This window comes from Stenotrophomonas sp. 93052_Sma, from assembly GCF_056481145.1.
Genome location: NZ_CM151134.1, coordinates 747,630 through 773,486 on the forward strand (window position 1 = coordinate 747,630; position 25,857 = coordinate 773,486).

Annotated in this window: 15 protein-coding genes, 9 pseudogenes and 1 riboswitch; of the genes and pseudogenes, 13 read left to right on the plus strand and 11 right to left on the minus strand. The window is 67.4% G+C overall.

The features are described 5' to 3' along the window. A pseudogene (locus tag ACZK2V_RS03415) lies at positions 1 to 2,146 on the plus strand (glycosyl transferase family protein). Further along, positions 2,143 to 4,975, plus strand: a pseudogene (locus tag ACZK2V_RS03420) (NfrA family protein). Before ACZK2V_RS03415 ends, ACZK2V_RS03420 begins: the two co-directional pseudogenes overlap by 4 nt. Here the strand turns inward: ACZK2V_RS03420 and ACZK2V_RS03425 are convergent. From ACZK2V_RS03425 to ettA, 3 genes are all read right to left on the minus strand, one after another. Further along, positions 4,969 to 5,973 (minus strand): DUF4434 domain-containing protein, encoded by a 1,005-nt coding sequence (locus tag ACZK2V_RS03425; RefSeq protein WP_177179499.1) that lies wholly within the window; start codon positions 5,971 to 5,973, stop codon positions 4,969 to 4,971. The pseudogene ACZK2V_RS03420 and the gene ACZK2V_RS03425 overlap by 7 nt on opposite strands. Before the next feature lie 114 nt (positions 5,974 to 6,087). Continuing rightward, positions 6,088 to 7,404 (minus strand): NCS2 family permease, encoded by a 1,317-nt coding sequence (locus ACZK2V_RS03430; RefSeq protein ID WP_005408048.1) that lies wholly within the window; start codon positions 7,402 to 7,404, stop codon positions 6,088 to 6,090. An 83-nt stretch (positions 7,405 to 7,487) separates the two neighbouring features. Next, positions 7,488 to 9,152, minus strand: coding sequence for an energy-dependent translational throttle protein EttA (ettA, locus tag ACZK2V_RS03435; protein WP_005412220.1), 1,665 nt, complete (start codon positions 9,150 to 9,152; stop codon positions 7,488 to 7,490). A 253-nt stretch (positions 9,153 to 9,405) separates the two neighbouring features. Between ettA and ACZK2V_RS03440 the strand changes: the two genes are divergently transcribed. From ACZK2V_RS03440 to ribD, 6 genes and pseudogenes are all read left to right on the plus strand, one after another. Beyond that, on the plus strand, positions 9,406 to 9,852 hold the full coding sequence (locus tag ACZK2V_RS03440; RefSeq protein ID WP_049462846.1) for an RcnB family protein: 447 nt from the start codon (positions 9,406 to 9,408) through the stop codon (positions 9,850 to 9,852). Between the two features lie 189 nt (positions 9,853 to 10,041). Next, positions 10,042 to 11,295, plus strand: coding sequence for a serine hydroxymethyltransferase (gene glyA, locus ACZK2V_RS03445; protein ID WP_010481990.1), 1,254 nt, complete (start codon positions 10,042 to 10,044; stop codon positions 11,293 to 11,295). A gap of 123 nt (positions 11,296 to 11,418) precedes the next feature. After that, entirely contained in the window at positions 11,419 to 11,838 is a 420-nt protein-coding gene (locus ACZK2V_RS03450; RefSeq protein ID WP_049462847.1) for a hypothetical protein, read from the plus strand. Between the two features lie 27 nt (positions 11,839 to 11,865). Then, positions 11,866 to 12,313, plus strand: a pseudogene (locus ACZK2V_RS03455) (hypothetical protein). Between the two features lie 149 nt (positions 12,314 to 12,462). Beyond that, positions 12,463 to 12,984 carry a transcriptional regulator NrdR gene (nrdR, locus tag ACZK2V_RS03460; RefSeq protein ID WP_004143350.1) on the plus strand — a complete coding sequence of 174 codons (522 nt, stop codon included), beginning with the start codon at positions 12,463 to 12,465 and terminating at the stop codon, positions 12,982 to 12,984. A gap of 11 nt (positions 12,985 to 12,995) precedes the next feature. After that, positions 12,996 to 14,197 (plus strand): annotated as a pseudogene (gene ribD, locus ACZK2V_RS03465) (bifunctional diaminohydroxyphosphoribosylaminopyrimidine deaminase/5-amino-6-(5-phosphoribosylamino)uracil reductase RibD). 35 nt (positions 14,198 to 14,232) lie between these two features. On the opposite strand, the gene ACZK2V_RS03470 reads toward ribD, so the two are convergent. The 3 genes and pseudogenes from ACZK2V_RS03470 to ACZK2V_RS03480 form a co-directional block, all read right to left on the minus strand. Continuing rightward, entirely contained in the window at positions 14,233 to 14,667 is a 435-nt protein-coding gene (locus tag ACZK2V_RS03470; protein WP_223224668.1) for a hypothetical protein, read from the minus strand. Between the two features lie 95 nt (positions 14,668 to 14,762). After that, positions 14,763 to 15,645 (minus strand): annotated as a pseudogene (locus ACZK2V_RS03475) (hypothetical protein). Positions 15,646 to 15,797: 152 nt separating this feature from the next. Then, on the minus strand, positions 15,798 to 16,418 hold the full coding sequence (locus tag ACZK2V_RS03480; RefSeq protein WP_032128042.1) for a hypothetical protein: 621 nt from the start codon (positions 16,416 to 16,418) through the stop codon (positions 15,798 to 15,800). 187 nt (positions 16,419 to 16,605) lie between these two features. Further along, positions 16,606 to 16,751, plus strand: a riboswitch (FMN riboswitch). Between the two features lie 74 nt (positions 16,752 to 16,825). Here ACZK2V_RS03480 and ACZK2V_RS03485 point away from each other — a divergent pair. The 5 genes and pseudogenes from ACZK2V_RS03485 (at position 16,826) to thiL (ending at position 20,744) form a co-directional block, all read left to right on the plus strand. Continuing rightward, positions 16,826 to 17,452, plus strand: coding sequence for a riboflavin synthase (locus tag ACZK2V_RS03485; RefSeq protein WP_049462851.1), 627 nt, complete (start codon positions 16,826 to 16,828; stop codon positions 17,450 to 17,452). Beyond that, positions 17,449 to 18,549, plus strand: a complete 1,101-nt coding sequence (ribB, locus tag ACZK2V_RS03490; protein ID WP_049425006.1) for a 3,4-dihydroxy-2-butanone-4-phosphate synthase — start codon at positions 17,449 to 17,451, stop codon at positions 18,547 to 18,549. Before ACZK2V_RS03485 ends, ribB begins: the two co-directional genes overlap by 4 nt. A gap of 170 nt (positions 18,550 to 18,719) precedes the next feature. Then, complete coding sequence (gene ribH / locus ACZK2V_RS03495) at positions 18,720 to 19,187, plus strand: 6,7-dimethyl-8-ribityllumazine synthase (RefSeq protein ID WP_005408061.1); 468 nt, start codon at positions 18,720 to 18,722, stop codon at positions 19,185 to 19,187. Next, positions 19,184 to 19,661 (plus strand): annotated as a pseudogene (nusB, locus tag ACZK2V_RS03500) (transcription antitermination factor NusB). Before ribH ends, nusB begins: the two are co-directional and overlap by 4 nt. Positions 19,662 to 19,781: 120 nt before the next feature. After that, positions 19,782 to 20,744, plus strand: coding sequence for a thiamine-phosphate kinase (thiL, locus tag ACZK2V_RS03505; protein ID WP_486322923.1), 963 nt, complete (start codon positions 19,782 to 19,784; stop codon positions 20,742 to 20,744). Positions 20,745 to 20,974: 230 nt separating this feature from the next. Here the strand turns inward: thiL and ACZK2V_RS03510 are convergent, their stop codons facing one another. The 5 genes and pseudogenes from ACZK2V_RS03510 to ACZK2V_RS03530 all read right to left on the minus strand — a co-directional run bounded on the left by ACZK2V_RS03510 (position 20,975) and on the right by ACZK2V_RS03530 (position 25,788). After that, positions 20,975 to 21,160 carry a hypothetical protein gene (locus ACZK2V_RS03510; RefSeq protein ID WP_032128040.1) on the minus strand — a complete coding sequence of 62 codons (186 nt, stop codon included), beginning with the start codon at positions 21,158 to 21,160 and terminating at the stop codon, positions 20,975 to 20,977. Positions 21,161 to 21,501: 341 nt separating this feature from the next. Next, positions 21,502 to 22,885: pseudogene (locus ACZK2V_RS03515) on the minus strand (FAD-binding oxidoreductase). Further along, a complete protein-coding gene (locus tag ACZK2V_RS03520) occupies positions 22,882 to 23,601 on the minus strand; it encodes a metal-dependent hydrolase (RefSeq protein ID WP_049462854.1) in 720 nt (239 codons plus the stop codon). Before ACZK2V_RS03520 ends, ACZK2V_RS03515 begins: the two are co-directional and overlap by 4 nt. Before the next feature lie 110 nt (positions 23,602 to 23,711). Further along, positions 23,712 to 24,078 (minus strand): annotated as a pseudogene (locus tag ACZK2V_RS03525) (YraN family protein). After that, positions 24,068 to 25,788: pseudogene (locus ACZK2V_RS03530) on the minus strand (penicillin-binding protein activator). Before ACZK2V_RS03530 ends, ACZK2V_RS03525 begins: the two co-directional pseudogenes overlap by 11 nt. Positions 25,789 to 25,857: the final 69 nt, after the last annotated feature.

Consider the following 25,857-nt stretch of genomic DNA (forward strand, 5'->3'; position numbering starts at 1 on the left):
GTGGACGGTCTGTTCTGGAACATCCAGCTGGCCAACTACTACGCTGCCCTGGAAACCACGGCGGCGGCGGTGGCCGTGCTGATCCTGATCTCCAGCCTCGATGACCTGTTCATCGATGTCTGGTACTGGGTGCGCGAGAGCTGGCGGGCGCTCACCATCAAGCGTCGCGCGGCGTACCGGCCACTGAGCCAGGAAGACCTGCTGCAGCGGCCGCAACAGCCGCTGGCGATCATGGTGCCGGCGTGGATGGATTACGACGTCATCGCGCAGATGGTGGAGAACATGATCAACGTGCTCGACTACCGCGAGTACGTGGTGTTCGTCGGCACCTATCCCAACGACCAGCAGACCATCGACGAAGTGGAGCGCATGCGCCGCCGCTACAAGCGCCTGCGCCGCGTGGAAGTGCCGCATGACGGGCCGACCAGCAAGGCCGACTGCCTGAACTGGCTGATCCTGGCCATCTTCGATTACGAGAAACGCCACGACATCGAGTTCGCCGGGGTGATCCTGCACGACAGCGAGGACGTGCTGCACCCGATGGAACTGCGCTTCTACAACTACCTGCTGCCGCGCAAGGACATGATCCAGTTGCCGGTCACCTCGCTGGACCGCGAGTGGTACGAACTGGTGGCCGGCGTCTACATGGACGAGTTCGCCGAATGGCATGCCAAGGATCTGGTGGTGCGCGAAAGTGTTTCCGGCATGGTGCCGTCGGCGGGCGTCGGTACCTGCTTCTCGCGGCGCGCTGCTGGCGCTGAGCGCGCAGACCGACAACCAGCCCTTCAACACCGACAGCCTCACCGAGGACTACGACGTCGGTGCGCGGCTGGCGGCGATGGGCATGCAGTCGATCTTCGCGCGCTTCCCGGTGCAGTTCCGCGTGCGCCGCCCGTCCTGGTTCGGTTGGGGACCGGTGCGCGAGCGCACCCAGCAGATGGCGCTGTGCGTGCGCGAGTACTTCCCCGACAACTTCCGCGCGTCGTACCGGCAGAAGGCGCGGTGGGTGCTGGGCATCGGGCTGCAGAGCTGGGAGTCGCTGGGCTGGCGCGGCTCGCTGGCCACCAAGTACCTGCTGGCGCGCGACCGCAAGGGCATCATCACCTCGTTCGTCAGCATCATCGCCTACCTCATCTTCCTGCAGCTGCTGCTGTTCTGGCTGCTGAAAATGACCGGGCTGTGGACGATGCAGTTTCCCAGCGTGTTCCAGGCCGGTACCTGGCAGATGAACGTGGCGCTGCTGACCACGGCGGCGCTGGCGACCCGCGTCGTGCAGCGCTTCTACTTCGTCAACCGGCTGTATGGCTGGGAACACGCGCTGATGTCGATCCCGCGCATGGTGGTCGGCAACATGATCAATTTCATGGCCACCGCACGCGCGTGGAAGGTGTTCCTGGCCTACCTGCTGTTCGGCAAGCGCATGGTCTGGGACAAGACCATGCACGACTTCCCGGATGCGGCGCAGCTGGTGCAGACCCGCAAGCAGCTCGGTGAGCTGTTGACCACCTGGCAGGCGGTGGAACCCGAACGCCTGCAGCAGGCGCTGGATCAGCAGCAGGCAGGGCGCCAGCAGCCGCTGGGTCGCATCCTGCTCACCCAGGGCTGGCTGGATGATGAAACGCTGGCCGAGGCGATCGCCTTCCAGGGCGACCTGCCACGCGCGGTCATCGACGTGGACTACCTGCGCGCCTGCCAGTTCCCGGTCAGTGCCGATGCATGTGTGCAATGGCGCATGCTGCCGCTGCCACCGCGCCAGCAAGGCACCCTGCGGCTGGCCGTGGCCAGCCCATTGCCCGAAGAGGCGTTGGCACTGCTGAAGCAGGAAACCCGCAGTGAGCACGTCGAACAGAGCATCGCCCGCGAAAGCGAAATCAACGCGGGCCTGCGCCTGATCGGTGGCGACCGGCAGTGGCACCTGGACAACGTGCCGCTGCTGGGCGACCTGCTGGTGGAGATGCGCCTGATCGACCACGCGCGCTTCGAGATCGCACTGGATGACTACATGCCGCAGCGCGACGGCCGCATCGGCGATTACCTGGTCAAGCAGGGCATCACCACCGAGGAGGCCGTGGCCCAGGCCATGCAGGAGCAGCGTCGACGTGCGGCCGCGCTGCAGTCACCGCCTCCCGGAGCCTTGCCGGCATGAAGACCACGCTGCTGTCCACCGTCATTGCCGTCGCGTTGGCCACGGCCAGCGTATCGGTACAGGCCCAGGCCGATGCGCAGCTGCCATTGTCTGGAGCTGCCTACCGTATCGCCGAACAGGCGTTTGCCGCCTATGAGCGTGGTGACTACCGAGCGGCGTACCAGCAGTCCACTGAAGCGATCCGGCTGCGCCCGGATGTGGTGCGGCTGCGCCTGCTGCAGATCTATGCGCTGCAGAAGCTCGGGCGTGGCGCAGAAGCGCAGCAGCAGGCGCGGCGTGCGCTGGATGCGGGGTTGAAGGATCCCGCCTTGCCGGCGCTGGCGGCTGCCACCGCTGCACGTAGCGCGGCAACCGGAGGCGAAGGTGCGCGCACGACATCCCCATCGCGTCCGGTCGGCAGCGCCGCAGACCGCAGCAGGCAGCAGGCCTACGCGCTGGCCACCGAGGCGTACGCGGCCTATGACGCCGGGCGGATGGGAGAGGCGGCCAGCAAGGCCGAGCAGGCGTTCCGGCAGCAGCCGAAACAGAGCGCATGGGCCCTGCTGTGGGTGGCGGCACTGGAGGCACAGCAACAGCCCGAACAGGCCGACGCCGCCATCGGCACCGCGCTGCAGCTGGGGGCACCCAACGTCGAGGAACTGCGCGCGCCGCGTGGCACTGGGTCGCCAACGCGCCCTGCTGCAGGCCCAGCAGGCCTATCAATCGCTGTCCGCAGGCGAGGATGCCGCCGCCATTGAGCAGGCACACGCTGCCGTGGAACTGGCCCCCGACGTGGCTTCATACCGGCTGCTATTGATCACCGCGCAGCTGCAGGGCGATCAGCTGGCCGACGCTGAGCACAGTGCTGATCAGGCATTGCAGGTAGATGCCAACGACCTCAATGCACGGGTCATGCGCGGTTACCTGCGCCAGCGCCAGGGCAGCACGTTGCGGGCCAATGAAGATTTCGACGCCGCGCTTGCCACGCCGGGATCAACCGCGCAGCAGCGCAACGTGCGCCTGCTCGCGGTGGATGCGGCACTGGCTGCCGGCGATCGGGTGCGTGCGGCTGCACTGCTGGCACCGTTGCAGGCGCCAGTGCCAGCAGATGAGAGAGACGCACGGGCACAGCTGCTGTTGCAGCAGGGCATCGAGCAGCGCGCCAAGGCGATTCGCTCCAGTCGCGCGCTTCCCCGCATCAGCGCCGAGGCCTACCCGGCACCGGTCCAGCACTGCCAGTCCGGCGACACAGGCAATGTCTGCGAGCTGATGCCGGCCGACCTGCAGGGGGATGGCGGTGCCGCACAGCGCGCCTACGCTGCCTATGCGCGGCGGGACTACGCTGACGCCATCGATGAGGCACGGCAGGCCGTGCAGCACGCACCGGACGACGCGAACCTGCAAGGCCTGCTGACCACCACGCTGGCAGCGGGCAACCGTGCCCAGCAGGACGAAGCGCGGCGGCGGCTGGATACGGCGCTGGCACAGCACCCTGATGACGCAGGAGCACTGATGCAGCGCGGCTACCTCAACCAGAAGGCCAGGGATCCGGCACAGGCACTGGCCGACTTCCGTGCCGCCGAGGCCACCGGCAAGGCGCCGAAGAGCGTGGTGCTGGACCAGGCGTACGCGAGTGCGGCCAACGGCGATCATCCACAGGCGGTGACGCTGCTGCGTAGCGCCATTGATCGCGCCGACGTCGGTGAGCTGCCGCTGGATGAGCATCAGCGCTACAACGTGCGCAATGCCATCGCCAACTATTCACGCGAGTGGGGCGTGGTCGCCTCGGCGGGTTTCCGGGGTGCGCGCCAGGCCGCAACCAATGTCGGCGGTGCGGCGATCAGCACGCCGGGCGATTCGGTGTTCAGCACGCTGGAGGCGTTCTGGCGGCCACCAGCGTTCAATGACCAGCATGGCACGCTGGAGCTCTACGCACGCCTGCTCAATACGCTGTACGACGAAGGCGGCACCTATGAATCGATCCGTGCGGTGGATCCGTGCACCGGCGAATCAACGCCGGATGCGCGTGCACGCGCCGAGCGCCTCAGTCATTCGCGCTCGACCACCGGCTGGCCGTCCACCATCGCCTCTTTCGGCCTGCGCTACGCCTTTGGCCAGACCGGTTTGAGCGCCGGCATCGAGCGCCGCCAGTTCCTGGGCAGTGCCACCCGCCAGGGCGAGGTCTACCCCGCATCGGCAGCGGTGCAGTGCCGCCTGCAGCTGGCCCTGAACCGGCCACTGGAAGCCAGCACGCTGGCGCGCTACCGCTTGGCCAGCGGTTCCGGTGGATGGATGTCCTACCTGACCTACGGCTATTACCACGGCACTGATCTGCGCACCGATGTGAACCAGTGGTGGATGGTCAGTGGCTATGCGCAGGGGGGATATACCTGGGACGACAACGGTGCCACCTTCACCCTCGACGCGCTCGATGCCAACGGCACGCCGGTGCGGCGCCTTGGCGAGGCCAATGGCCGCCTGCATCGCGAACAGTGGTTCGCTGCCGGTGAACTGCGTGCCGGGCGCAGCTTCCGTTTCGGTGCCGGGCAGACGCACTGGGTGGTGACACCCTATGTCGTGGTTGGCGCCGATTGGCTGGACCAGCGCTCGCGCGTGCGTGACATCCGTTATCCGCCGTTCCCGGCGCAGTCGTTCGCGCTCAACGATACGCAGCGCAGCTGGTCACTTGGCGCAGGGCCAGGCGTGGGCGTGCGTTACTGGTTCCGGGAGGACCACTACAACACGCCGCGTTCCTACCTGGACCTGACCGTGCAGTACCGCATCGCGATCGGCGGTGGTGATACGCAGCGTGCCAAGGGCCTGTTCGCCACCGCCATCCTCTACTACTGAGGAAGGCCCCAGCGTCGCCGCAGCGCTGCGGCCTGCGGTGTGTCCTGGGTCAGCCATGGCTCCAATGCATAGACCAGCACGTGCTGTGCGCCGCTGTCGCGTGCCCATGCCAACTGCCGCTGGATGCGTGCGGCATCGGCCGTTTCGCCCTTGAATCCGCTGCCGTCGGCGGGGCCGCCGGGCAGTTCGCGGAACAGTTCAACGATCGCATCGAAACCGATGCCGTTGGCATGGAGATGATCGAGCAGCGGTTGCAGCTGCTGCACGTTGCCGGCGCCGGCCACCCCCACGCCGTCCTGCACCATTGGCCGCAGCGCGGTCTGTGCCAACACCGCCTGCCACAGCGTGACCAAGTTGCCATCGGTCTGCAGGCGGCTGAAGTAGCAGGACATCGCGCAGTCGCCACCGCGTGCGCTGGCGGCCTGCACCAGCCCGTGCAGCCACTGCGCCAGCCATTGCTGGCGGGCCGGATCGGCCCAGTGGTACTGCTCCAGCTCGTAGGGCAGGTACCAGCCCCCGAAGGCCGGCTGCTGCGCCCAGGGTGCCTGTGCCAACCAGCTGCGTGCGTGCGCCAGGCTCTCGGCCAGGAAGGCCTGCAGCGTTGCGTCGTCTGCGCCGATGGCCTGCCACCAGCGCTGCTGGAAGGGCAGGCCGACGCGGATGCGGATGTCGTTCTCGCTGGCAGCGGTGAACAGCTGCTGCAGGCTGCCGTCGGGCAATGACCAGTCGCCGTCACTGCCACCGACGATGCCGGTCCATTGCAGCACCAGCTGCCTGCAGCCCAGCGTACGTGCAAGCTTCAAGGATCGCTGCCAGTCGGCCAGGCCCCACTGCAGGTGGCTGCGCCAGGGCTGCAGGAAGGTGCCATCCACCTGCACCGGCAGCGAGCAGCCGGGCAGGGTGGCGAGCGTACCGGCCAATGGCGCCAGCACTGCCGCACGCAGCAGCCGGCGGCGCAACGGCGAGGACGGATCAGCAGGAAGGACTGGCGGTGGCATGCCCGCATCATCCCAAAGCACCGTGCGCGGCAGGTGAACCAGCGCCCGGTAGCGCCGGCCGCTGGCCGAAGCGTGCTCCGGTAGTGCCGGCCGCTGGCCGGCATCACCTACCGCTTATTCCAACGCGTAGCGCAGGGTGAACAGCACCGCCACCAGCCACACCGCCGGATGCACTTCGCGCCAGCGGCCGGTACCGGCCTTCAGCGCGGCATAGGCGATGAAGCCGAACGCCAGGCCATTGGCGATGGAGTAGGTGAACGGCATCGCCAGCGCACACAGTGCCGCCGGCACCGATTCGGTCAGGTCGCTCCAGTCCACTTCCACCAGCTCACGCAGCATCAGCCCGGCCACGAACAGCAACGCCGGTGCGGTGGCATAGCTGGGCACCATCGCCGCCAGCGGCGAGAACAGCAGCGCGGCCAGGAACAGTGCCGATACCACCAGTGCTGTCAGGCCGGTACGGCCACCTACCTGCACGCCCGAGGCGCTTTCGGCAAACGCGGTGGTACTGCTGGTACCGAGCATCGAGCCGGCCACGATCGCGGTGCTGTCGGCCAGCAGCGCACGGCCGAAGCGCTTCTGCGCGCCTGGAAGTTTCAGCAGGCCGGCGCGACCGACCACGCCGTACAGCGTGCCGGTGGCATCGAACACTTCCACCAGCACGAACACCAGCACCACCTGCAGCAGCACCGCGATCGGCGCACCGCCGTCATGGTGCAGCAGGCCCGGCAGGTCCAGCTGCAGGAAGGTGGGTGCCAGGCTCGGCGGCAGCGAGACCAGACCCTGGTACTGCACGTCGCCCAATGCCCAACCAGCGCCGGTCACGGCCAGGATGCCGATCAGGATCGCGCCACGGATGCGGCGCGCTTCCAGTACCGCGATCAGCAGAAAGCCGGCCAGCGCCAGCAGCGGCGGCGCCGTGTTCAACGGGCCCAGCGCCACCAGCGTGTCTTCATTGCCGACGATCACGCCGGACTTCTGCAGCGCGATGATCGCCAGGAACAGGCCGATGCCGGCCACGATGGCCGAGCGCAGCGACGAAGGAATGCCCGACACCAGCCATGCACGCACACCGGTCAGCGACAGCACCAGGAACACCAGGCCGGAGATGAACACCGCGCCCAGTGCCTGCTGCCACGGCAGGCCGGCAGCGCCGACCACGGTGAAGGCGAAGAACGCGTTCAGGCCCATGCCGGGCGCCATGCCGACCGGGAAGTTGGCGGCCAGCGCCATCACCGCCGAACCCAGTGCAGCAGCCAGGCAGGTGGCCACGAACACCGCGCCCGCATCCATGCCGGTGGTGCCAAGGATCTCGGGATTGACGAAGACGATGTAGGACATCGTCAGGAAGGTGGTGACACCGGCCAGCAGCTCGGTGCGCACGGTGGTGCCGTGCTGCTGCAGCTGGAACAGGCGCTCGAACAGGGACATGGGGCTTCTCGCGAAGGTGTCGCCAGCAAGCGGGCGACCCACAGAAGGAGAAAGGCCGCGCGAGCGCGGCCTTTCCTGTTGCCTTACTTCAGCGCCTTGAAGCGCAGGCGCTTCGGCGCAGCGTCGTCGCCCATGCGGCGGCGCTTGTCTTCTTCGTACTCGCGGTAGTTGCCCTGGAAGAACTCCACGTGCGAGTCGCCTTCGAACGCCAGGATGTGGGTCGCGATGCGATCCAGGAACCAGCGGTCATGCGAAATGACGAAGGTGTTGCCCGGGAACTCCAGCAGCGCATCTTCCAGCGCACGCAGGGTTTCGATGTCCAGATCGTTGGACGGTTCGTCGAGCAGCAGCACGTTGCCACCCTGCAGCAGGGTCTTGGCCATGTGCAGGCGGCCACGCTCACCACCGGACAGCGAACCAACCATCTTCTGCTGGTCCTGGCCCTTGAAGTTGAAGCGGCCGATGTAGGCGCGCGACTGGATCTCGATGCCGTTGATGTTGAGGATGTCCAGGCCGCCAGCGATTTCCTGGAAGACGTTGTGGTTGCCTTCCAGCGCGTCGCGGCTCTGGTCCACGTAGGACAGCTTCACGGTCGGGCCGACCACGATCTCGCCGGTATCCGGCTTTTCCTGGCCGGTGATCATCTTGAACAGGGTCGACTTACCGGCACCGTTCGGGCCGATGATGCCGACGATGGCGCCGGCCGGCACCAGGAAGCTCAGGTTGTCGAACAGCAGGCGGTCGCCGAACTTCTTGGAGACGTTCTTGAACTCCATCACCGCATTGCCCAGGCGCTCGCCCGGCGGAATGAAGATTTCATTGGTCTCGTTGCGCTTCTGGTAATCGACCGACTGCAGCTCTTCCAGGCGGGCCAGACGGGCCTTGCCCTTGGTGCGGCCGCCCTTGGCGTTCTGGCGCGACCACTCCAGTTCCTTCTGGATCGCCTTCTGGCGAGCCTTTTCCTGGTTGTCTTCCTGCTTCAGGCGCTCATCCTTCTGGGTCAGCCAGTCGGTGTAGTTGCCCTTCCACGGAATGCCGCGGCCGCGGTCCAGTTCCAGGATCCACTCGGCGGCGTTGTCCAGGAAGTAGCGATCGTGGGTGACCGCCACCACGGTGCCGGTGTAGCGCGCCAGGAACTGTTCCAGCCATTCCACCGACTCGGCGTCGAGGTGGTTGGTCGGTTCGTCGAGCAGTAGCATGTCCGGCTTCTGCAGCAGCAGGCGGCACAGCGCCACGCGGCGCTTTTCACCACCGGACAGCTTGCCGACCACGGCATCCCACGGCGGCAGGCGCAGCGCATCGGCGGCCACGTCCAGCTGGTTCTCCAGGGTGTGCGCGTCGCCAGCGGCCAGGATCGCCTCCAGGCGCTCCTGTTCCTTGGCCAGCGCGTCGAAGTCGGCGCCTTCCTCGGCGTAGGCCAGGTACACCGCGTCCAGCGCGGCCTGGGCCTGCAGCACTTCGCCCACGCCTTCCTCGACCGCTTCACGCACGGTCTTGGTCGGGTCCAGTTCCGGTTCCTGCGCCAGGTAGCCGACCTTGATGCCCGGCTGCGGGCGGGCTTCGCCCTCGAAATCGGTGTCCACGCCGGCCATGATCTTCAGCACGGTGGACTTGCCGGCGCCGTTCAGGCCCAGCAGGCCGATCTTCGCGCCCGGGAAGAAGGACAGCGAGATGTCCTTGATGATCTGCCGCTTGGGCGGGACCACCTTGGACACGCGGTTCATGGTGTAGATGTATTGCGAGGACATGCGGTCTCCGTAGGCGCGGCCCTGCGCCCGACCCGTCACGGGAACATCCCGTTGCGGCAGCGGGCACAGACTGAAATGGAATACCGCCAATTATAGCCGGAACCGGTTCCGGGCCGCGCCCGGGCAGGGGCGCCGGGCTGGCCGCGGCCTGAATACCCGGTCACAGTCCTGTAGCGGGAAGCGTTTCCAGCCGGAAACGGTTCAGATCGGGTGCGCAATATGGGCTCACCACCCACCCGAGCAGAGGTCTGACATGCGCATCAATCGAGTAATGGCCGGCGCCGTGGCCCCGGCCTTCGCCGACAACGACCACCGCCGCGACCACGACCGCCGCGAGTGGCGCGAGGACCGCCGCGAATGGCGCCAGGACCGTCGTGACTGGGAACGCGACCGCCGCGAGGCCCGGCGCGACTACCGCCAGGATCGCCGCGAGTGGCACCGCGACCATGACCGCTACTACCGCCCGGCACCGCCGCGTGTGGTGTACCGCCCGGCCTATGGCCCGGGCTACGGCTGGAAGGTCGGCCATCGCTACCGCGACTACTACCGTGGCCCGGTCTATGTGGTGAACGACTACCCGCGCTATCACCTGCGTCGCCCGCCATATGGCCACCACTGGATCCGCGATGACCGCGGCAACATGCTGCTGGTGGCCATCGCCACCGGTGTGATCGCCCAGTACGTGCTCAGCAGCCGCTGAGGATCGCAGTCGGGGTCGGATCCCTTTGCAGCGCAAAGGGCTCTGCCCCCGCAACGCCACTCGAAACCATACGGGGCCGGATTCCTTCGGGGATGCCGGCCCCGTCCGTTTCGGCCCCGGCAGGCCCGGTGCGGGGCTACAATCGGGGGCTGAGCCGTACCCCCTTTTCCCTGCCTGCTGGAGTACCCGATGTTCCCGCGTGACGTCCGCATCGAATCCTACGATCCCGAACTGGCCAAGGCCATCGCCGCTGAAACCCAGCGCCAGGAAGACCACGTCGAGCTGATCGCCAGCGAGAACTACACCAGCCCGGCGGTGATGGAAGCGCAGGGCAGCCAGCTGACCAACAAGTACGCCGAAGGCTACCCGGGCAAGCGCTACTACGGTGGCTGCGAATACGTGGACATCGCCGAGCAGCTGGCGATCGACCGCTTGAAGCAGCTGTTCGGCGCCGACTACGCCAACGTGCAGCCGCACAGCGGCTCGCAGGCCAACCAGGCCGTGTACTTCGCCCTGCTGCAGCCGGGTGACACCATCCTCGGCATGAGCCTGGCCCACGGCGGCCACCTCACCCACGGTGCCAAGGTCAACGCCTCGGGCAAGCTGTTCAACGCCGTGCAGTATGGTGTGAACGACCAGGGCCTGATCGATTACGACGAAGTCGAGCGCCTGGCCCTGGAGCACAAGCCGAAGATGGTCGTGGCCGGCTTCTCGGCCTACTCGCAGGTGATCGACTGGGCGCGCTTCCGCGCCATCGCCGACAAGGTCGGTGCCTACCTGTTCGTCGACATGGCCCACGTCGCCGGCCTGGTTGCTGCTGGCGTCTATCCCAGCCCGCTGGAACACGCGCACGTGGTCACCTCGACCACCCACAAGACCCTGCGCGGCCCGCGTGGCGGCATCATCGTCGCCAAGGGCGCCGACGAAGACCTGGTCAAGAAGCTGCAGTCGATCGTGTTCCCGGGCATCCAGGGCGGTCCGCTGATGCACGTCATCGCCGGCAAGGCCGTGGCCTTCAAGGAAGCGCTGGAACCGGGCTTCAAGGCCTACCAGCAGCAGGTGGTGAAGAACGCCCAGGCGATGGCCAACACGCTGATCGCGCGCGGCTACAAGATCGTCTCCGGCGGCACCCAGAACCACCTGATGCTGGTCGACATGATCGGCAAGGACGTGTCCGGCAAGGACGCGGAAGCCGCGCTGGGCAAGGCCCACATCACCGTCAACAAGAACTCGGTGCCGAACGATCCGCGTTCGCCGTTCGTGACCTCGGGCCTGCGCCTGGGCACCCCGGCGGTGACCACCCGTGGTTACGTCGAACAGGATTGCGTGGACCTGGCCAACTGGATCGCCGACGTGCTCGACGCACCGAACGATGACGCCGTCATCGCCCGCGTGCGCGACGCCGTCAGCGCGCAGTGCCGCAAGTACCCGGTCTACGGCTGATCGCAGCAGGGGTCGGATCCCTTCCCGCCGGGAAGGGCTCCGACCCCGAAGCCCGGATCGAAGCAGGGGTCGGATCCCTTCCCGCAGGGAAGGGCTCTGACCCCGGTATCGGAGCAACCGCGCATGGATGAGCGCCACCTCAAGTACCTCTACGCCGCGCTGGCGGTGCTGTTCGGCCTGCCCAGCCTGGCGATGGGCGGCGCGGCGGCGACGATGCTGTTGCTGATGGGGCTGGGCCAGTTTGGTCATGGCACGCTGGTCTCGGTAACGGTGATGCCGCTGTGGGGCCTGGCCGGCATTGCCGGCTGCCTGGCCTGGTTGTGGCTGAGCGCGGGTTTTCTGTTGCAGGGGCGTGCCGGGCTGCACGTGCACCGCCTCTGGTGGTGGATGCTGCTGGCGGGCGGTCTCGCCGCCTTGCCCCCGCTGGGGCTGGCGCTGTGGTGGGGCATCGCCGTGCACGGCGAAGGCCTCGGCTTGTTGCTGCTGGGCCCGTCGATGCTGGTGCCGGCTGCGATGCTGGTGTGGATCAAACGCTGCGGATGATGCGGCCCAGGGAAGGAAACCGAACGCATGGATGAGCGTCTGCACAAACGCTGGATGGCCATTGCCGGCCTATTGGTGGGCCTGCCCACGGTGGCCGCCGGAGGCACGGGTGCCGTGCTGGGTCTGATGGTCGTATGGGATGGCAAGTACCTGACCGGTGACGAGTACAGGATCCTGCTGCTGTGGTCGTCGGCCGGGATCATCGGCCTGCTGTCGTGGTTGTGGCTGAGCGGCCTGTTCCTGTGGCGCGGTGTTACCGGCCTGCGCCAATCGCCGGTTGTCGCCTGGATAGGCCTGGCGCTGGGAAGCCTGGCCGCGCTGGGCGTGGTCGCCGCCACGCTGTACTTCACCTTCAAGCGCGGGGAGATCTCGACCCTGGCCTTCTTCGGGTTCGGCCCGCCGCTGTTGGTGATGGCAGGGCATCTGGCGTGGCTGCGTTGGGCGCGCGGCCTCGGCGCCGCCGGCACCCGGTTGAACGCGCAGCGCTGACCGCGCTGGCGGTTCTGTTCGGCCGAAATGCAGGCACTTCCGCGCAGACAGCATTTGCTGCGGGGCCCTTTCTCAGGTACCTTTGCGACGCTGCCATGACCGTGGCAATAGGTACTTTCCTGAGCCAGGCGTTCCATGCACTGCCCCTTCTGCCAACATGCCGATACCCGGGTCATCGACTCGCGCGTCTCCGAAGACGGCGCGACGATCCGTCGTCGGCGTGAATGCGAAGCCTGTGGCGAGCGCTTCAGCACCATGGAAACGGTGGAGTTGAAACTGCCCGCCATCGTCAAGAGCGATGGCACCCGTGAAGCATTCGACCAGCGGAAGGTCCGCGCTGGCTTCGACCGCGCGCTGCAGAAGCGTGCGGTGGCCGAAGACAAGATCGAAGCGGCGGTACGCGCCGTGGTCCATCAGCTGCGCATCAGCGGTGAGCGCGAAGTACCCTCGATCAAGGTCGGCGAGTTCGTCATGAACGAACTGCGCAAGCTCGACCATGTCGGCTATGTGCGCTTCGCGTCGGTCTACCGCAGCTTCGAGGACGTGGCCGATTTCCGCGAGGAGATCGAGAAGCTGGAGCGCGACCTGCCATCCAGTACCGAACAGCTGCAGCTGCTGGGCGACGTGATCGCCCTGACCAAGAAGAAGAAGGGCTGACGCCCCGGTAGATGCCAACCTTGGTTGGCACAGATATCTGCTTCGGTGGGTGCCAACCTTGGTTGGCACAGTGGCGCCCATCCACGCATGGCGTGGATCTACACCGCCACCAACGGCGCTACCATGGCCGCATGACCGCCCCGTTCTCCGTTCTCGACCACCTGCACATGGCCAACGCACTGCGTCTGGCCGAGCGTGCCGCCTACACCACCCGCCCCAACCCGATGGTCGGCTGCGTGATCGCCCACGGCGAACGCGTGGTCGGGCAGGGCTGGCACCAGCGTGCCGGTGGACCGCACGCCGAAGTGTTCGCGCTGCGCGAGGCAGGAAGCGAGGCGCGCGGTGCCACCGCCTACGTCACCCTGGAGCCTTGTGCGCACTACGGGCGCACACCGCCGTGTGCGCTGGCCTTGATCGAAGCGGGTGTGTCGCGCGTCGTTGCCGCGATGCGCGATCCGTTCCCGAAGGTCGATGGGGGTGGCTTCGATCTGCTGCGCAATGCCGGCATCGAAGTCGCTGAAGGGCTGATGGCGACGCAGGCACGTGAGCTCAACAAGGGCTTCCTGTCGCGTGTGGAGCGCAACCGGCCGTGGCTGCGGGTGAAGCTGGCGGTCAGCCTCGACGGTCGCACCGCGATGGCCGATGGTAGCTCCAAGTGGATCACCGGCCCGGCCGCGCGAAGACGTGCAGCACTGGCGCGCGCGCAGGTGCGATCCTGACCGGCGCCGAAACCGTGCTGGCCGACGATCCGATGCTGACCGTGCGCCTGGCGGACACCGAAGTGATGCCGCCACTGCGCGTGGTGCTCGATTCGCGCCTGCGTTCGCTCGAATGCAGCCGCGTGCGCGAGGGCGGGGCACCGACGCTGTACCTGCACGATGCTGCAGTGAGTGCACCGGATGCGGCCGATGCCGAATTCGCCAGCGTGCCCAGTGTTGACGGCCGTCTCGATCTTGGCGCGGTGTTGGCACTGCTGGCCGAACGCGGCATCAACGAGGTGCATACCGAAGCCGGCGCGACGCTGGCCGGTGCCTTGCTGCACGGCGGCTGGGTGGACGAACTGCTGCTGTATCAGGCGCCCACGCTGCTGGGCGATACCGGTCGCCCGCTGCTGGCTGGCCTCGGCATCGATGCCATGGACCAGCAGCGCCGCCTGCGCGTGGTTGACCAGCGTCAGGTCGGTGAGGACATCAGGCTGCTGCTGCGCCCGTGAGGGAATGACGCGAAGCAGGGGCGATGCCCTTGTCGTCAGGCTTCCTCGTCGTCTTCTTCGCCGACGGGGCACTGGCCCTTCCACTGCTGCTTCCACAGCCCATGCAGGTTGCGGCAGTACGCGCCCAGTGCCTCGCCCGGCAGTTTCCTCGCCTTCAATCGCAGCTGGTGACGGGTAAAACCGTCGTCGTACTCATGCGGCAATACCAGCACTGCGCACTGATCGTGATACATCAGGAACGCGTGGCAGTCGTCGTCTTCGCTCATCCACGCATCCAGCTGCCTGTCGCTCAGCAGGGTTGACTCGAAGGCAACCGCTGGGATGACCGAGAAGGTCGTAATCCTGGACTTGGGAGCTTTGGCTTGCCCGCACGCCACAAGCGCCAGCAGCGTCAGCAACATGACCATGGTCGACGTCGTGCGGTGTTTCATGCGGTTGCCCCGATGGAAGAGGGCAACAGCATTGACCATGCAGGCCACGCAGGGCCATGCAACGGTTCTGAAAGTGCGGCCGCCCTCGTCGTCGGCGACAATGAGCCGAGCGTGGGCTCGGCTCTACACGAGGCTCACGCGCACTCGTCGGTCCACATCATCTCGGCGATCGGGCGCAGTGCCTTGCACTCCTGCGTCATCTCATCGGCCGACTGCACCTGTGCCTTGGCCTTCAGCTCCTCGGCCATGGCGTCCACGCCGCTGATCTGGTCCGGTGCGACCTTCGCCACGCAGGCACGATGCTGCTGCAGCAACAGGTCGCAGCCCGGTACGCCGGTCACCTTCGGCGCGTTGGCCGCCTGCGCGTCCTGCATCCAGTCCTCGAACGGTGCCAGCGCACCGGCCACGGTGCCCACCAGGTCATCGAAGTTGCCGCTGTACCAGTAGCCGTTGTCCTTGGCCGGGTACAGGGTGAAGGTGCCGATGACCGGCACGCGCGCCACTCTGCAGCGCTTGGGTGTAGGCATCGGTGAACTGCTTGCGCGAGGCCGGGCTGGCATCGGATGCGAGGCTGGCGGCGAACAGCGGGCGCACCTTGCCCAGGTCGGGCAGCTGGCAGCTGAAGGTGATCCGTGCCAGCTTCTGGTCTTCAACGTATTCGTTGTCTTCGATCACGCTCTTGGTCGCGCGGCACTTCGAATCACGCAGCGCCTTGGCATACAGCGCTTCGGTGGCCGCAGCGTCGACCTTGGCGCCGGTGCTGGCGAGGACGGTCTGCCAGGGTTCGGCCAGCGCCTTGGCCAGCGCACCCGGGTTCGGGGTCACGGCGTCCTGGCCTTCGAATGCCGGTTTCAGTGCGTCGTTGAGCGTGCGCGTGGCGGCCGCGTCGTCTTCCAGCAGGGTGCGTGCATACAGGTCGAACGCCTGTTCGGGCGACAGCGTGGCCGGGGCGGCCGTGGCGATCAGCGGGGCGCACAGCAGCATGCTGGCCAGCAGAGTACGGGTGGGGGTCTTCATGACGGTGTTTTCCTGTTCCAGAGGCGCGCAAGCCTAGCGCATCTGCGTGGGCTTTCGATGGCGCTATGGGGTCACGTGGTCGTGTATGCCGGCCAAAAAAACGGGCCCCTTGCGGGGCCCGTTCGATCGCACCACGAGAAGCGATCGCTGGATCAGAAGCTGGCGCGGACGCCGGCCGAGTACTGGGTGACGTCGCGGTAGCCGGAGATCTCGCCCACCAGACCCCAGGTCCTGGTGAAGTTGATCTGGCCACCGATGGTGCCGACCCAGGTGCCCTTGTAGTTGTTGCCGCCGTCCATGTAACCGGCCTTGGCCCAGGCTTCGGTCATGCGCGACGGCTTGCCGCGGATGCCCATGGTGGCGCGGGCCAGGTTGGTGTGGTCCTTGTAGCGGTCGCTGTAGCCGTCATAACGATCGGTCAGCTCGGCGTTCTGGCGCACCCAGGCGATGTCGGCGGTGAAGTCGACGCGGTCGGTCCACGGCATGTGGTAGCCGATGCCCAGCTCCGGCTGATTCAGTTCAACCTTCAGCGAACCGTCGCTGTAGTGATAGGTCTTGCTGGTGCGCGACCAGCCACCGAACACGTAGACCTGTTCGGCGATGGCCACGGAGCCACGCAGGTAGCCGCCGTCGACCTTCGGGTCGTCCAGTGCGTTGTCGTCAACCTTGACCTGCGTCCAACCGCCTTCAACGTAGGTGTAGCTCAGGGCGTCGGCCGAAGCCGAGAGCGGGGCGGCGGCCAGCAGGGCGGCCACGATCAGCATCTTGCGCATGGGAATTCCTGTGAATTTCAGTCCTTTGGCGGGCATGCCCAGCGGGCTGCCCGTGGCGACCTCATGTCGTCCGGGGCAGAATTTTAATGAAAGTTTTACAAATTGCGAGCGACGGCCGTCACAGCTGTGGCATCCGACCCCGTTCAGCACGGGCTGGTACACTAGCCACGCCGGTTCGCCGGTACACAAACGTCTTCAGGGCGGGGTGCAATTCCCCACCGGCGGTAGGTGCGCAAGCACGAGCCCGCGAGCGCCCCGGCCCACGGCCGGGGGTCAGCAGATCCGGTCCAATGCCGGAGCCGACGGTCATAGTCCGGATGAAAGAAGACGGTGCCACAGGGCTCATGCCCTGCGTGCGCCTGTTTGCCTTGCGGCGTTTTTCGCTCACTTTTCGCGGAGAACGTTACTTGTTTACTGGAATCATCGAAGGCGTCGGCCGTCTGGCCGCACGCGAATCCATCGGCGGCGATGTCCGCTTCACCTTCAATGTCGGGACTCTGCCGTTCGACAACGTGCAGATGGGCGAGAGCATTGCCATCAACGGCGTCTGCCTCACCGTCATCGCATTCGACGCCAGCAGCTTCCAGGCCGATGCCTCCACCGAGACCCTGGGCCTGACCACGCTGGGCCAGCTGGGCGAGGGTGCGGTCATCAACCTGGAACGCGCCATGCGCCCGACCGACCGCCTCGGCGGCCATCTGGTCAGCGGCCACGTCGACGGCCTCGGCCGGGTGCTGTCCATCCACGAAGACGCGCGTGCCCAGCGTTGGCGTTTCGCAGCGCCGGCCTCGCTGCGCCGCTACATCGCCAAGAAGGGCTCGATCTGCGTGGACGGCGTCAGCCTCACCGTCAACGAAGTGGACGATGAAGGTTTTGAAGTCGCCCTGATCCCGCACACGGTGGCCAACACCGCCTTCTCCGCCGCAGGCGTGGGCAGCGCGGTCAATCTTGAAATCGATCTGGTCGCCCGCTACGTCGAACGCCTGATCAGCGTGCCGGCCAACGGCCAGCACCCGCATGGAGATGCAGCATGAATTTCGCCCCGATTCCGGAAATCCTGGAAGACATCCGCCTGGGCCGCATGGTCGTCATCGTCGATGACGAAGACCGCGAGAACGAAGGCGACCTGATCATGGCCGCCGAGCTGGTCAAGGCCAGCGACATCAACTTCATGGTCACCCATGGCCGTGGCCTGGTGTGCCTGCCGCTGAACCGCACCCGCGCCGCCGATCTCGGCCTGGCGCCGATGGTGCAGGCCAATACCGCGCAGTTCCAGACCAATTTCACGGTCAGCATCGAGGCCGCCGAGGGCGTCACCACCGGCATCTCGGCGCATGACCGCGCGCACACCATCCGTACCGCGGTGAAGCCCAACGCCAAGCCGTCGGACCTGCACCAGCCGGGCCACATCTTCCCGCTGATCGCTCAGCCGGGCGGCGTGCTGACCCGCGCCGGCCACACCGAGGCGGCCGTGGACATGGCCATGCTGGCCGGGCTGGAACCGGCCGGCGTGCTGGTGGAGATCCTGAACCCGGATGGCAGCATGGCACGCCGCCCGGAACTGGAAGTGTTCGCCCGCGAGCACGGTCTGAAGATGGGCTCCATCGCCGACCTGATCGCCTACCGCCTGGCCACCGAAAAGACCGTCGAGCGTGTGGACGAGCGCGAGATCGAGACCGAGTTCGGCCCGTTCAAGCTGGTCACCTACCGCGATCGCATCGCCCACGACGTGCATTTCGCCCTGGTGCGCGGCACCCCGGATGCCGAAACGCCGACCCTGGTGCGCGTGCAGGTGGAAAACCCGCTGGCCGACCTGCTGCACTGGCGCCGTGATGACTTCGGCGTGGCTGCCACCGATGCCCTGCGCGCGATCGATGCCGAAGGCGCCGGCGTGATGGTGGTGCTGTCGGCCCCGCGCGACGGCGAGGCCCTGCTGGCCCGCCTGCGGCAGCAGCCGGCGCCGGTGGTACCGGGCAAGGACAAGGACGTGAGCCAGTGGCGCCGCAATGGTGCTGGCGCACAGATCCTGTCCGACCTGGGCCTGGGCAAGCTGCGCGTACTGGGCACCCCGCGCCGCCAGATCGGCCTGGCCGGCTACGGCCTGGAAGTGGTGGAGACGGTGACCCTGTAATGGGTAGTGCCGGCCGCTGGCCGGCAACCGCAGTCCCCGTGATTGCCGGCCAGCGGCCGGCACTACCGGTGGGTGGCGACCGTTGGTCGGCACGCCCCGGGCCCCCATCGGCCACGGCCGGGGCCCATCCACGCTAGAATTACCCCCTTATCGAGTCCCCCAAGCCGCATATGAGCCACTTCGAAGGCGATCTTCGCACTCCCGAATCGGCGCGCTTCGCCATCCTGGCCAGCCGCTGGAACGCCCGCATCACCGACACGCTGGTCGCTGGCGCCCGCCAGAGCCTGGCTGGCAACGGCATCACCGAAGCCAACATCGACGTGATCCGCGTGCCGGGTGCCTGGGAACTGCCGCTGGTGGCCGCGCGCCTGGCCGCCGCCCACGAACACGCCGCCATCCTTACCCTGGGCTGCGTGATCCGTGGCGATACCCGCCACTACGAGCACGTGGCCGATCGCTGCGCCGAAGGCCTGATGCGCGTGCAGCTGGACTTCGGCGTGCCGGTGCTGAACGGCGTGCTGGCGGTGGAACGCGTTGAAGACGCCGAGGCCCGCGCAGGCGGCAGCCACGGCAACAAGGGCGAGGAAGTCGCACTCGCCGCATTGGAAATGGTCAATCTTCTGGAGCAGCTGCCATGAACAAGAACACCCAGGGCAAGCCCTCCGGTAAACCCGTCCGCCGTGATGGCGTCGATCCGGTGCTGCGCTCGCGCGCGCCGTCGTGCTGTGCAGGCCGTCTACGCCTGGCAGATCTCCGGCGGCAACGCCCAGTCGCTGATCGCCCAGTTCGCCCACGAGCAGGCCCGCGAAATCGCCGACCTGGCGTACTTCGAAGCACTGCTGCACGGCGTGCTCGACAACCGCCGCGACATCGACGAAGCGCTCGGCCCGTACCTGGACCGTGGCATCGAAGAAGTGGACGCGATCGAACGCGCGGTGCTGCGCCTGGCGGCGTACGAGCTGCGCTACCGCTTGGACGTGCCGTACCGCGTGGTGATCAACGAAGCCATCGAATCGGCCAAGCGCTTCGGTTCCGAGCATGGCCATACCTACGTCAACGGCGTGCTGGATCGTGCCGCCGTGGAATGGCGCAAGGTCGAATCGGGTCACTGACCCACCTGTGGTAGTGCCGGCCGCTGGCCGGCAGCTGCAGGGATCCTGAGGTTGCCGGCCAGCGGCCGGCACTACCGCCCACCGCGCACCGCGCGGCACGTACAACAGCGGGAACGCCCCATGTCCCTGGCCGAATTCGCCCTCATTGACCGCATCCGCGCCCGTACCCTCGAGCGCGACGACATCCTGCTCGGCATCGGCGACGACGCTGCGCTGCTGCAGCCGCGTGCCAATGAGCAACTGGTGGTCACTGCCGACACGCTCAACAGCGGCGTGCACTTCCCGGTGGAAACCCCGGCCTTCGATATCGGCTGGAAGACCCTGGCGGTCAACCTGTCGGACCTGGCCGCGATGGGCGCGCGCCCGGCGTGGTGCACGCTGGCGTTGTCGCTGCCGGAAGCCTCCGAAGACTGGATCGATGCGTTCGCCGATGGCTTTTTCGCCCTGGCCGATCAGCACGACATCGCGTTGATCGGCGGTGACACCACGCGTGGTCCGTTGTCGCTGTCGGTGACCGCGATGGGCCAGGTGGGACGTGGCCAGGCGCTGCGTCGCGACCGCGCGCAGGTGGGCGATGACATCTGGGTGAGCGGCACGCTCGGCGATGCCGCCGGTGCGCTGCGCCTGTGGCAGCAAGCTGCGCTGAGCATCGCCACCGCCACGCTGCTGGTCGACTACGAAAGCCTGCGCCTGCGTCTGCTGCGGCCGACTCCGCGTGTGACCCTGGGCCTGCGCCTGCGTGCGTTCGCACACGCGGCGGTGGATGTGTCCGATGGCCTGCTGGCCGATCTGGGTCACATCACCACGCGCAGCAACGTGGCCGCACATGTCGATGCCGATTCGTTGCCGATCTCCCACGCGCTGCGTGAGCTGCTCGGCCGCGATGGCGCGCGCGACTGCGCTCTGCGCGGTGGCGACGACTACGAACTGTGCTTCACCGCCGCCGCCGACCAGCGCGACGCGCTGCACTACCTGGCCGAATCGCTGGACGTGCCGCTCACCCGCATCGGTCGCATTGCCGAAGGGCAGGGCGTGCACGTGGATGGCGAAGCCGCCGACGGCGGATACCAGCACTTCGTCTGATTGATGACGCCGGGCATGGCCCGGCGCTGCCACGCGACTGAAACCGCCGGGCATGACCGGGTGCTGCCGTATCGGTGCGCGGTTGCTGGATGACATCGACGCTGCAGAGCCGAGCCTACGCTCGGCTCACGCGCGAAGCGCGGCTTTCATCGCGATGTGCCCCATGGCAGCCGAGCATGGGCTCGGCTCTGCAGATGTCGCTAAGCTGCCTGCAACTGCACATCCAGTACTCAGTCAGCCTGCGGCTGCCTGCCGCGACGCTGCTGCAGGCAGGACTCACACGTGACCGTTGCCAGCGACCGCGCATCGTTGACCGCGGCCAGGGCCTGCTCCAGGATCGGCGCGAGGTCATGTGGCAGGCGCGCAGCGGCTTCGCCAAGAGTGGTGATGACATGGGGATAGAGAGGCTTGTACATCTCGGCATCCTTGTTCGCAGGGCGTGGGCGCTGTTGCTTCGACCCAACCCGTTCGGCGGTTGCCAACGGCTCACAGAGATGCCGATGGTGCTGTCACTGCAGGCTCGCTGGACCAGGCAGCTGGCGCTCACGACGGGTGTGGGTCAGAGCTGTGTGGTGCTGTTGGCGATATGTTCCTGGCAAAGGAGCAGTTTTCCCATGCAACAAGTTGCAAAGCACACTGGACACCGGATGGAGCTTCAGTTGACGGCTGGCAGCGTGAAGGTCCGTAGCGGGTACAGTGCGACGCCTCCAGCTGGGGAGGGCTCCTGCGGGTCGTCGTCAACACATTGGCAGTGGCACTACACCGGCGGCAGCACCTTGCCGGGGTTGAGGATGCCGTCCGGGTCCAGCGCGGCCTTGATCGCTCGCATCGTCGTCAGCGTTTCTGCGGTGAAGGCCTTCGCCATGAAATCTCGCTTGGCCAGGCCAATGCCGTGTTCTCCCGACAGCGTGCCGCCCAACGCCAGCGTCAGCTCGAAGATCTTTGGCAGCGCGGCATGGGCGCGCGTTCTCGTCGGCATCGTCCGGGTGGTACAGGATGTTGACGTGCAGGTTGCCGTTGCCGGCATGGCCAAAGGTGACGATGGTCAGCGCGTAGTCGCGTGCCAATGCCTGCACGCCGGCCACCAGTTCCGGAATGCGCGATACCGGTACCACCACGTCTTCGTTGATCTTGCCCGGGGCAACGCTGCGCAGCGCCGGCGACAGCGCCTTGCGTGCGGCCCATAGCTGGTCACGCGCGCGGCCCTCCATCGCGACGTCCAGCTCGATCATGCCGTCGCCTTCGGCAGCGCTGGCCAGTGCCTGCAGCAGGTAGGGCAGGGTGTCGTGGTCACCATCGGCTTCGACCAGCAGCATCGCACCGGCCTCCGGCACGTCGGCACCATTCAGCCGCAGCAGCTCCAGGCTGCGTGCGTCCATGAATTCCAGGCGCGTGGGCACCACCGGTTGCGACATCAATCGCGATACGGCGGCCGCGGCGGCATCGGCATCGCGGTACAGCACGCGCAGGCCGGCCTGGCTGACCGGCAGCGGGGTCAGTTTCAGCGTGGCTTCCACGATCAATGCCAGCGTGCCTTCGCTGCCTACCAGCAGATGCGTGAGGTCATAGCCGGTGGCGTCCTTGGTGTAGGCACCGCCGCAGCGGATCACGTCGCCGGTGCCGGTAACGGCAACCAGGCCCAGCACGTTGTCGCGGCTGGTGCCGTACTTCACCGCGCGCGGGCCACCGGCGTTGCAGGCCAGGTTGCCGCCGATGCTGCAGATCTCGGCGCTGGATGGATCCGGCGCCCAGAACAGGCCATGCGGGGCCAGCGCCTGCTGCAGGGCGCCGTTGAGTACGCCCGGTTGCACCACCGCGCAACGGTCACCGGCGCGGATCTCGACGATGCGGTCCATGCGGGTGAACGACAGCACGATACTGCCGGGCAGCGGCACCGCCGCGCCGGTGGTGCCGGTACCAGCGCCACGTGCGACCAGGGCCACGCCATGCGCACGGCAGGCCCGCACCAAAGCCTGCACCTGTTCGATGTCGGCTGGCAGCGCCACCGCCGCCGGGCGCTGGTGACGCCATGAGTTGTCCTGCGCGTTCGCCTCCAGCGCGCCGTCATCCATGCGCCAGCCCTCCGCGCCCAGCAGGGCGGACAGTTCGGCAACCAGGGCAGCAGGCAGGGCAGGACTCATGACGGATCTCGTGGGGCAACGGGAGCGGGTTGGATCAGTTTCCAGGCAACAACGGCGCCGGCTAGTGGCAGCCACACCCAGCGCAGTTCCGACATTACGGTGGCGAGGCCACGCGCGCTGAAGAACTGTGGCGCGAACGGAGAAACGCGGATGGGTCGCCACGGCGCGAAGAAGCGCTGCTCACTCCATGGCCAGGCCAGGGCGACACCGAGGCCGCCGGAGGTCATCGCATCCAGCAGCGGGTGGCTGGCGGCGCAGACGAAGACGAACACCGCCGCTTGTAGGGTCGATGCCATCGTTGGCCCTGCCTTGGCAGGTGCCAACCTTGGTTGGCACGAAACCGCCGACCAAGGTCGGCCACTACCAGAGCGTGCCATTGCCTCTTCGGTAGGTGCCAACCTTGGTTGGCACCGAAGCGCCGACCAAGGTCGGCGACTACCGGAGTTGCGGGGCGCCGACCAAGGCCGGCGGCTACCGAAGAACGCCAACACCGCGGCCAACGCCGCCAGCACGAACGCAAACAGCAACGAATGGCTGGCACCACGATGTCCGAACGCATCGGCGTAGGGAATATGCAGTGCAAAGGCCAGCACGTCGGCATCGGGCAGCATCGCAGCGATCACACCGGCCGCCAGCAGGCGCGGTGGGATGCGGCCACGGTCAGCGGCGCACCAGAGCGCCAACGGCACAGCGGCATGGGTGATGATCGAAGGCATCAGTCACGCACCGTGGTCGTGCCGGCCAGGCTGCGCTCTGGTAGGTGCCAACCATGGTTGGCACAGAGGCGCCGACCAAGTTCGGCCTCTACCAGAGCGGACGTTAACCATCAGCAGTCATCCAGCCGGAACGCATCACGCAGCCACCGCAGCTGCGGCGGTTCACCACTGGCTTCAACCACATCGAAACGGCAGGGCGCATTGGCCAGTGCCGGGTTGTCCTGCAGGTACAGCTGCGCGGCATGCGCCAGGCGCCGGCATTTGCGCGCATCCACCGAAGCGGCGCCGCCACCGAAATCGGAGCGCGCGATAGCGCACTTCCACGAACACCACGGTACCGGCGTCATCCATCACCAGGTCCAGTTCACCGCCGCGATAACGCACGTTGCGCGCACGCGGCAGCAGCCCGGCCTGTTGCAGGTGCTGCTCGGCGGCGGCTTCCACCGCCGAGCCACGTTGGCTGCGCTCAGCGACCACCGACGATCGGCATCGGCCGGCCGCCATTGAAGGTGGACCATGCCGGCTGGCGCAGGATGTTGCCGTTGCTGTCCAGGAACAGGGTGCCGGTGGCACCGTCCAGGCCGCCCTCGTTGGACAGCTTGTCCAGATAGGCGGTGATCTTCCAGGCATCGGCACCGAAAGCGAACAGGCGGCCAGCGGCGCCGCGAGCGCTGGGCAGCGCGCTGGCCACCTGGCTGGCCGACGGCAGGCCGGACACGCTGCGCACATTCCAGGCTTCGTTCGGGTAGACGATGCCGTCCAGCGCCACGTCTTCTTCCACCTTGCCGCTGCCGACGGTCAGCTGCGAGGTGCCGACGCGGGTCGCGCCACCGGCACCGGCCAGCGCAAGCTGCGGCGCCAGCAGTCGGGCCTGCGGGGCGCGCACGGCGAGGAACACGGCATCGACCTGACCGGCATTGCGCACCTGCGCGCCGACATCGCCGACGGCTTCGCTGACATTGACCGTGGCCACCACCTGGCCGCCGCGCTGTGCGAAGCGCTGGGCAAAGGCGGCGGCGGAACGGCGGCCGGTGTCGTCGTTGCTGCTGATCACCAGCGCGCGGTTGCGCTCGCGGCCACGCAGGTACTCGGCGGCGACGATGCCGTCGTCTTCCGGTGCCAGCGAGAAACCAGCGCTGCCGGCCGGCGGTGCATCCTTGCCGCGGTTCAGGGCCAGCACCGGTACCTGTAGCTGCTGGCGGCCGTACACGGCGTCCACTCCGTCGCGGCCCAGCGGGCCGACCACGAAGTCGGCACCGGAGGCGACGGCCTTGTCGTAGGCGGCGAGGGCACCAGCCGGGGTGCCAGCGGTGTCGAAGAAATTGATGTCCGGGCGGCGACGGCTTTCACCGTAGTAGGCGCTCAACAGGCCGTCGCGCACCGGCTGCGCGGCGGTGGCCAGGCGGCCGCTGAGCGGCAGCAGCACGGCCAGCTTGGCCGGCGGTCGGTAGCCGTCGCTCATCGCCGGCGGACGCTTGCTGGTATCAAACTGGGCCGCGCCATCGCGGTCGAACGGGCGCGGCAGCGGCAGGCCGCGCGCGATCAGCGCACGGCCGGCGAAGTTGTACAGAGGATCGTTGGCCGGCAGGGCAGCGGCACGGCTGCGCAAAGTGGCGTCGTCGAGGGTACCGAGCAGGCCGGAGATGGCGGCCTGGTTCTCGCTGCGCGCACTGCCGGTCAGGCTGGCATGGGCGCGTGCACGTTCGGTGGCGGCGCCGAAGGCATCGCCGGTGCCCTGCAGCGCGTTGGCGCGGGCCAGATACCAGCGCGTACGCAGCGCCGGCAGCACGTTGTCGCCGTGGTCCTTCAGCAGGGCCAGGGCCTGCGCCGGCTGCTTGTCGGCCAGTGCCAGCTCGGCGCCGGTCAGCTGGTAGCGCTGCAGGCTGGCGCCGGACAGCTGGCGGGCGGTGAGCTGGCCCAGCAGGCTGCGCGGCGCGCACTGTCACCGGCCAGGTGCCAGGCCCAGGCCGCGTCGGCCAGCGCATTGCTGCGAGCGCCGCCGCGCAGGGTGGCGGCCAGGCCTTCCAGCTGCAGCGCGGCGTCGCGGGGCTTGCCCTGTTCGATCAGCGCCAGCGCCTGGCTCTGGGCCGGCGAATCGGGCGTGCTGGTCAGGCTGGTGGTGGCGCAACCGGCCAGCAGCATCAGCGACAGCGACAGGGCGGAGATCCGTGCGGCGGGCTTGTTCATGATCGGGTCCATGCGATGAGGGCAGCGGCCTTGGCCGGGTACACGCTACGATTCTACCCTTGCCCCGTG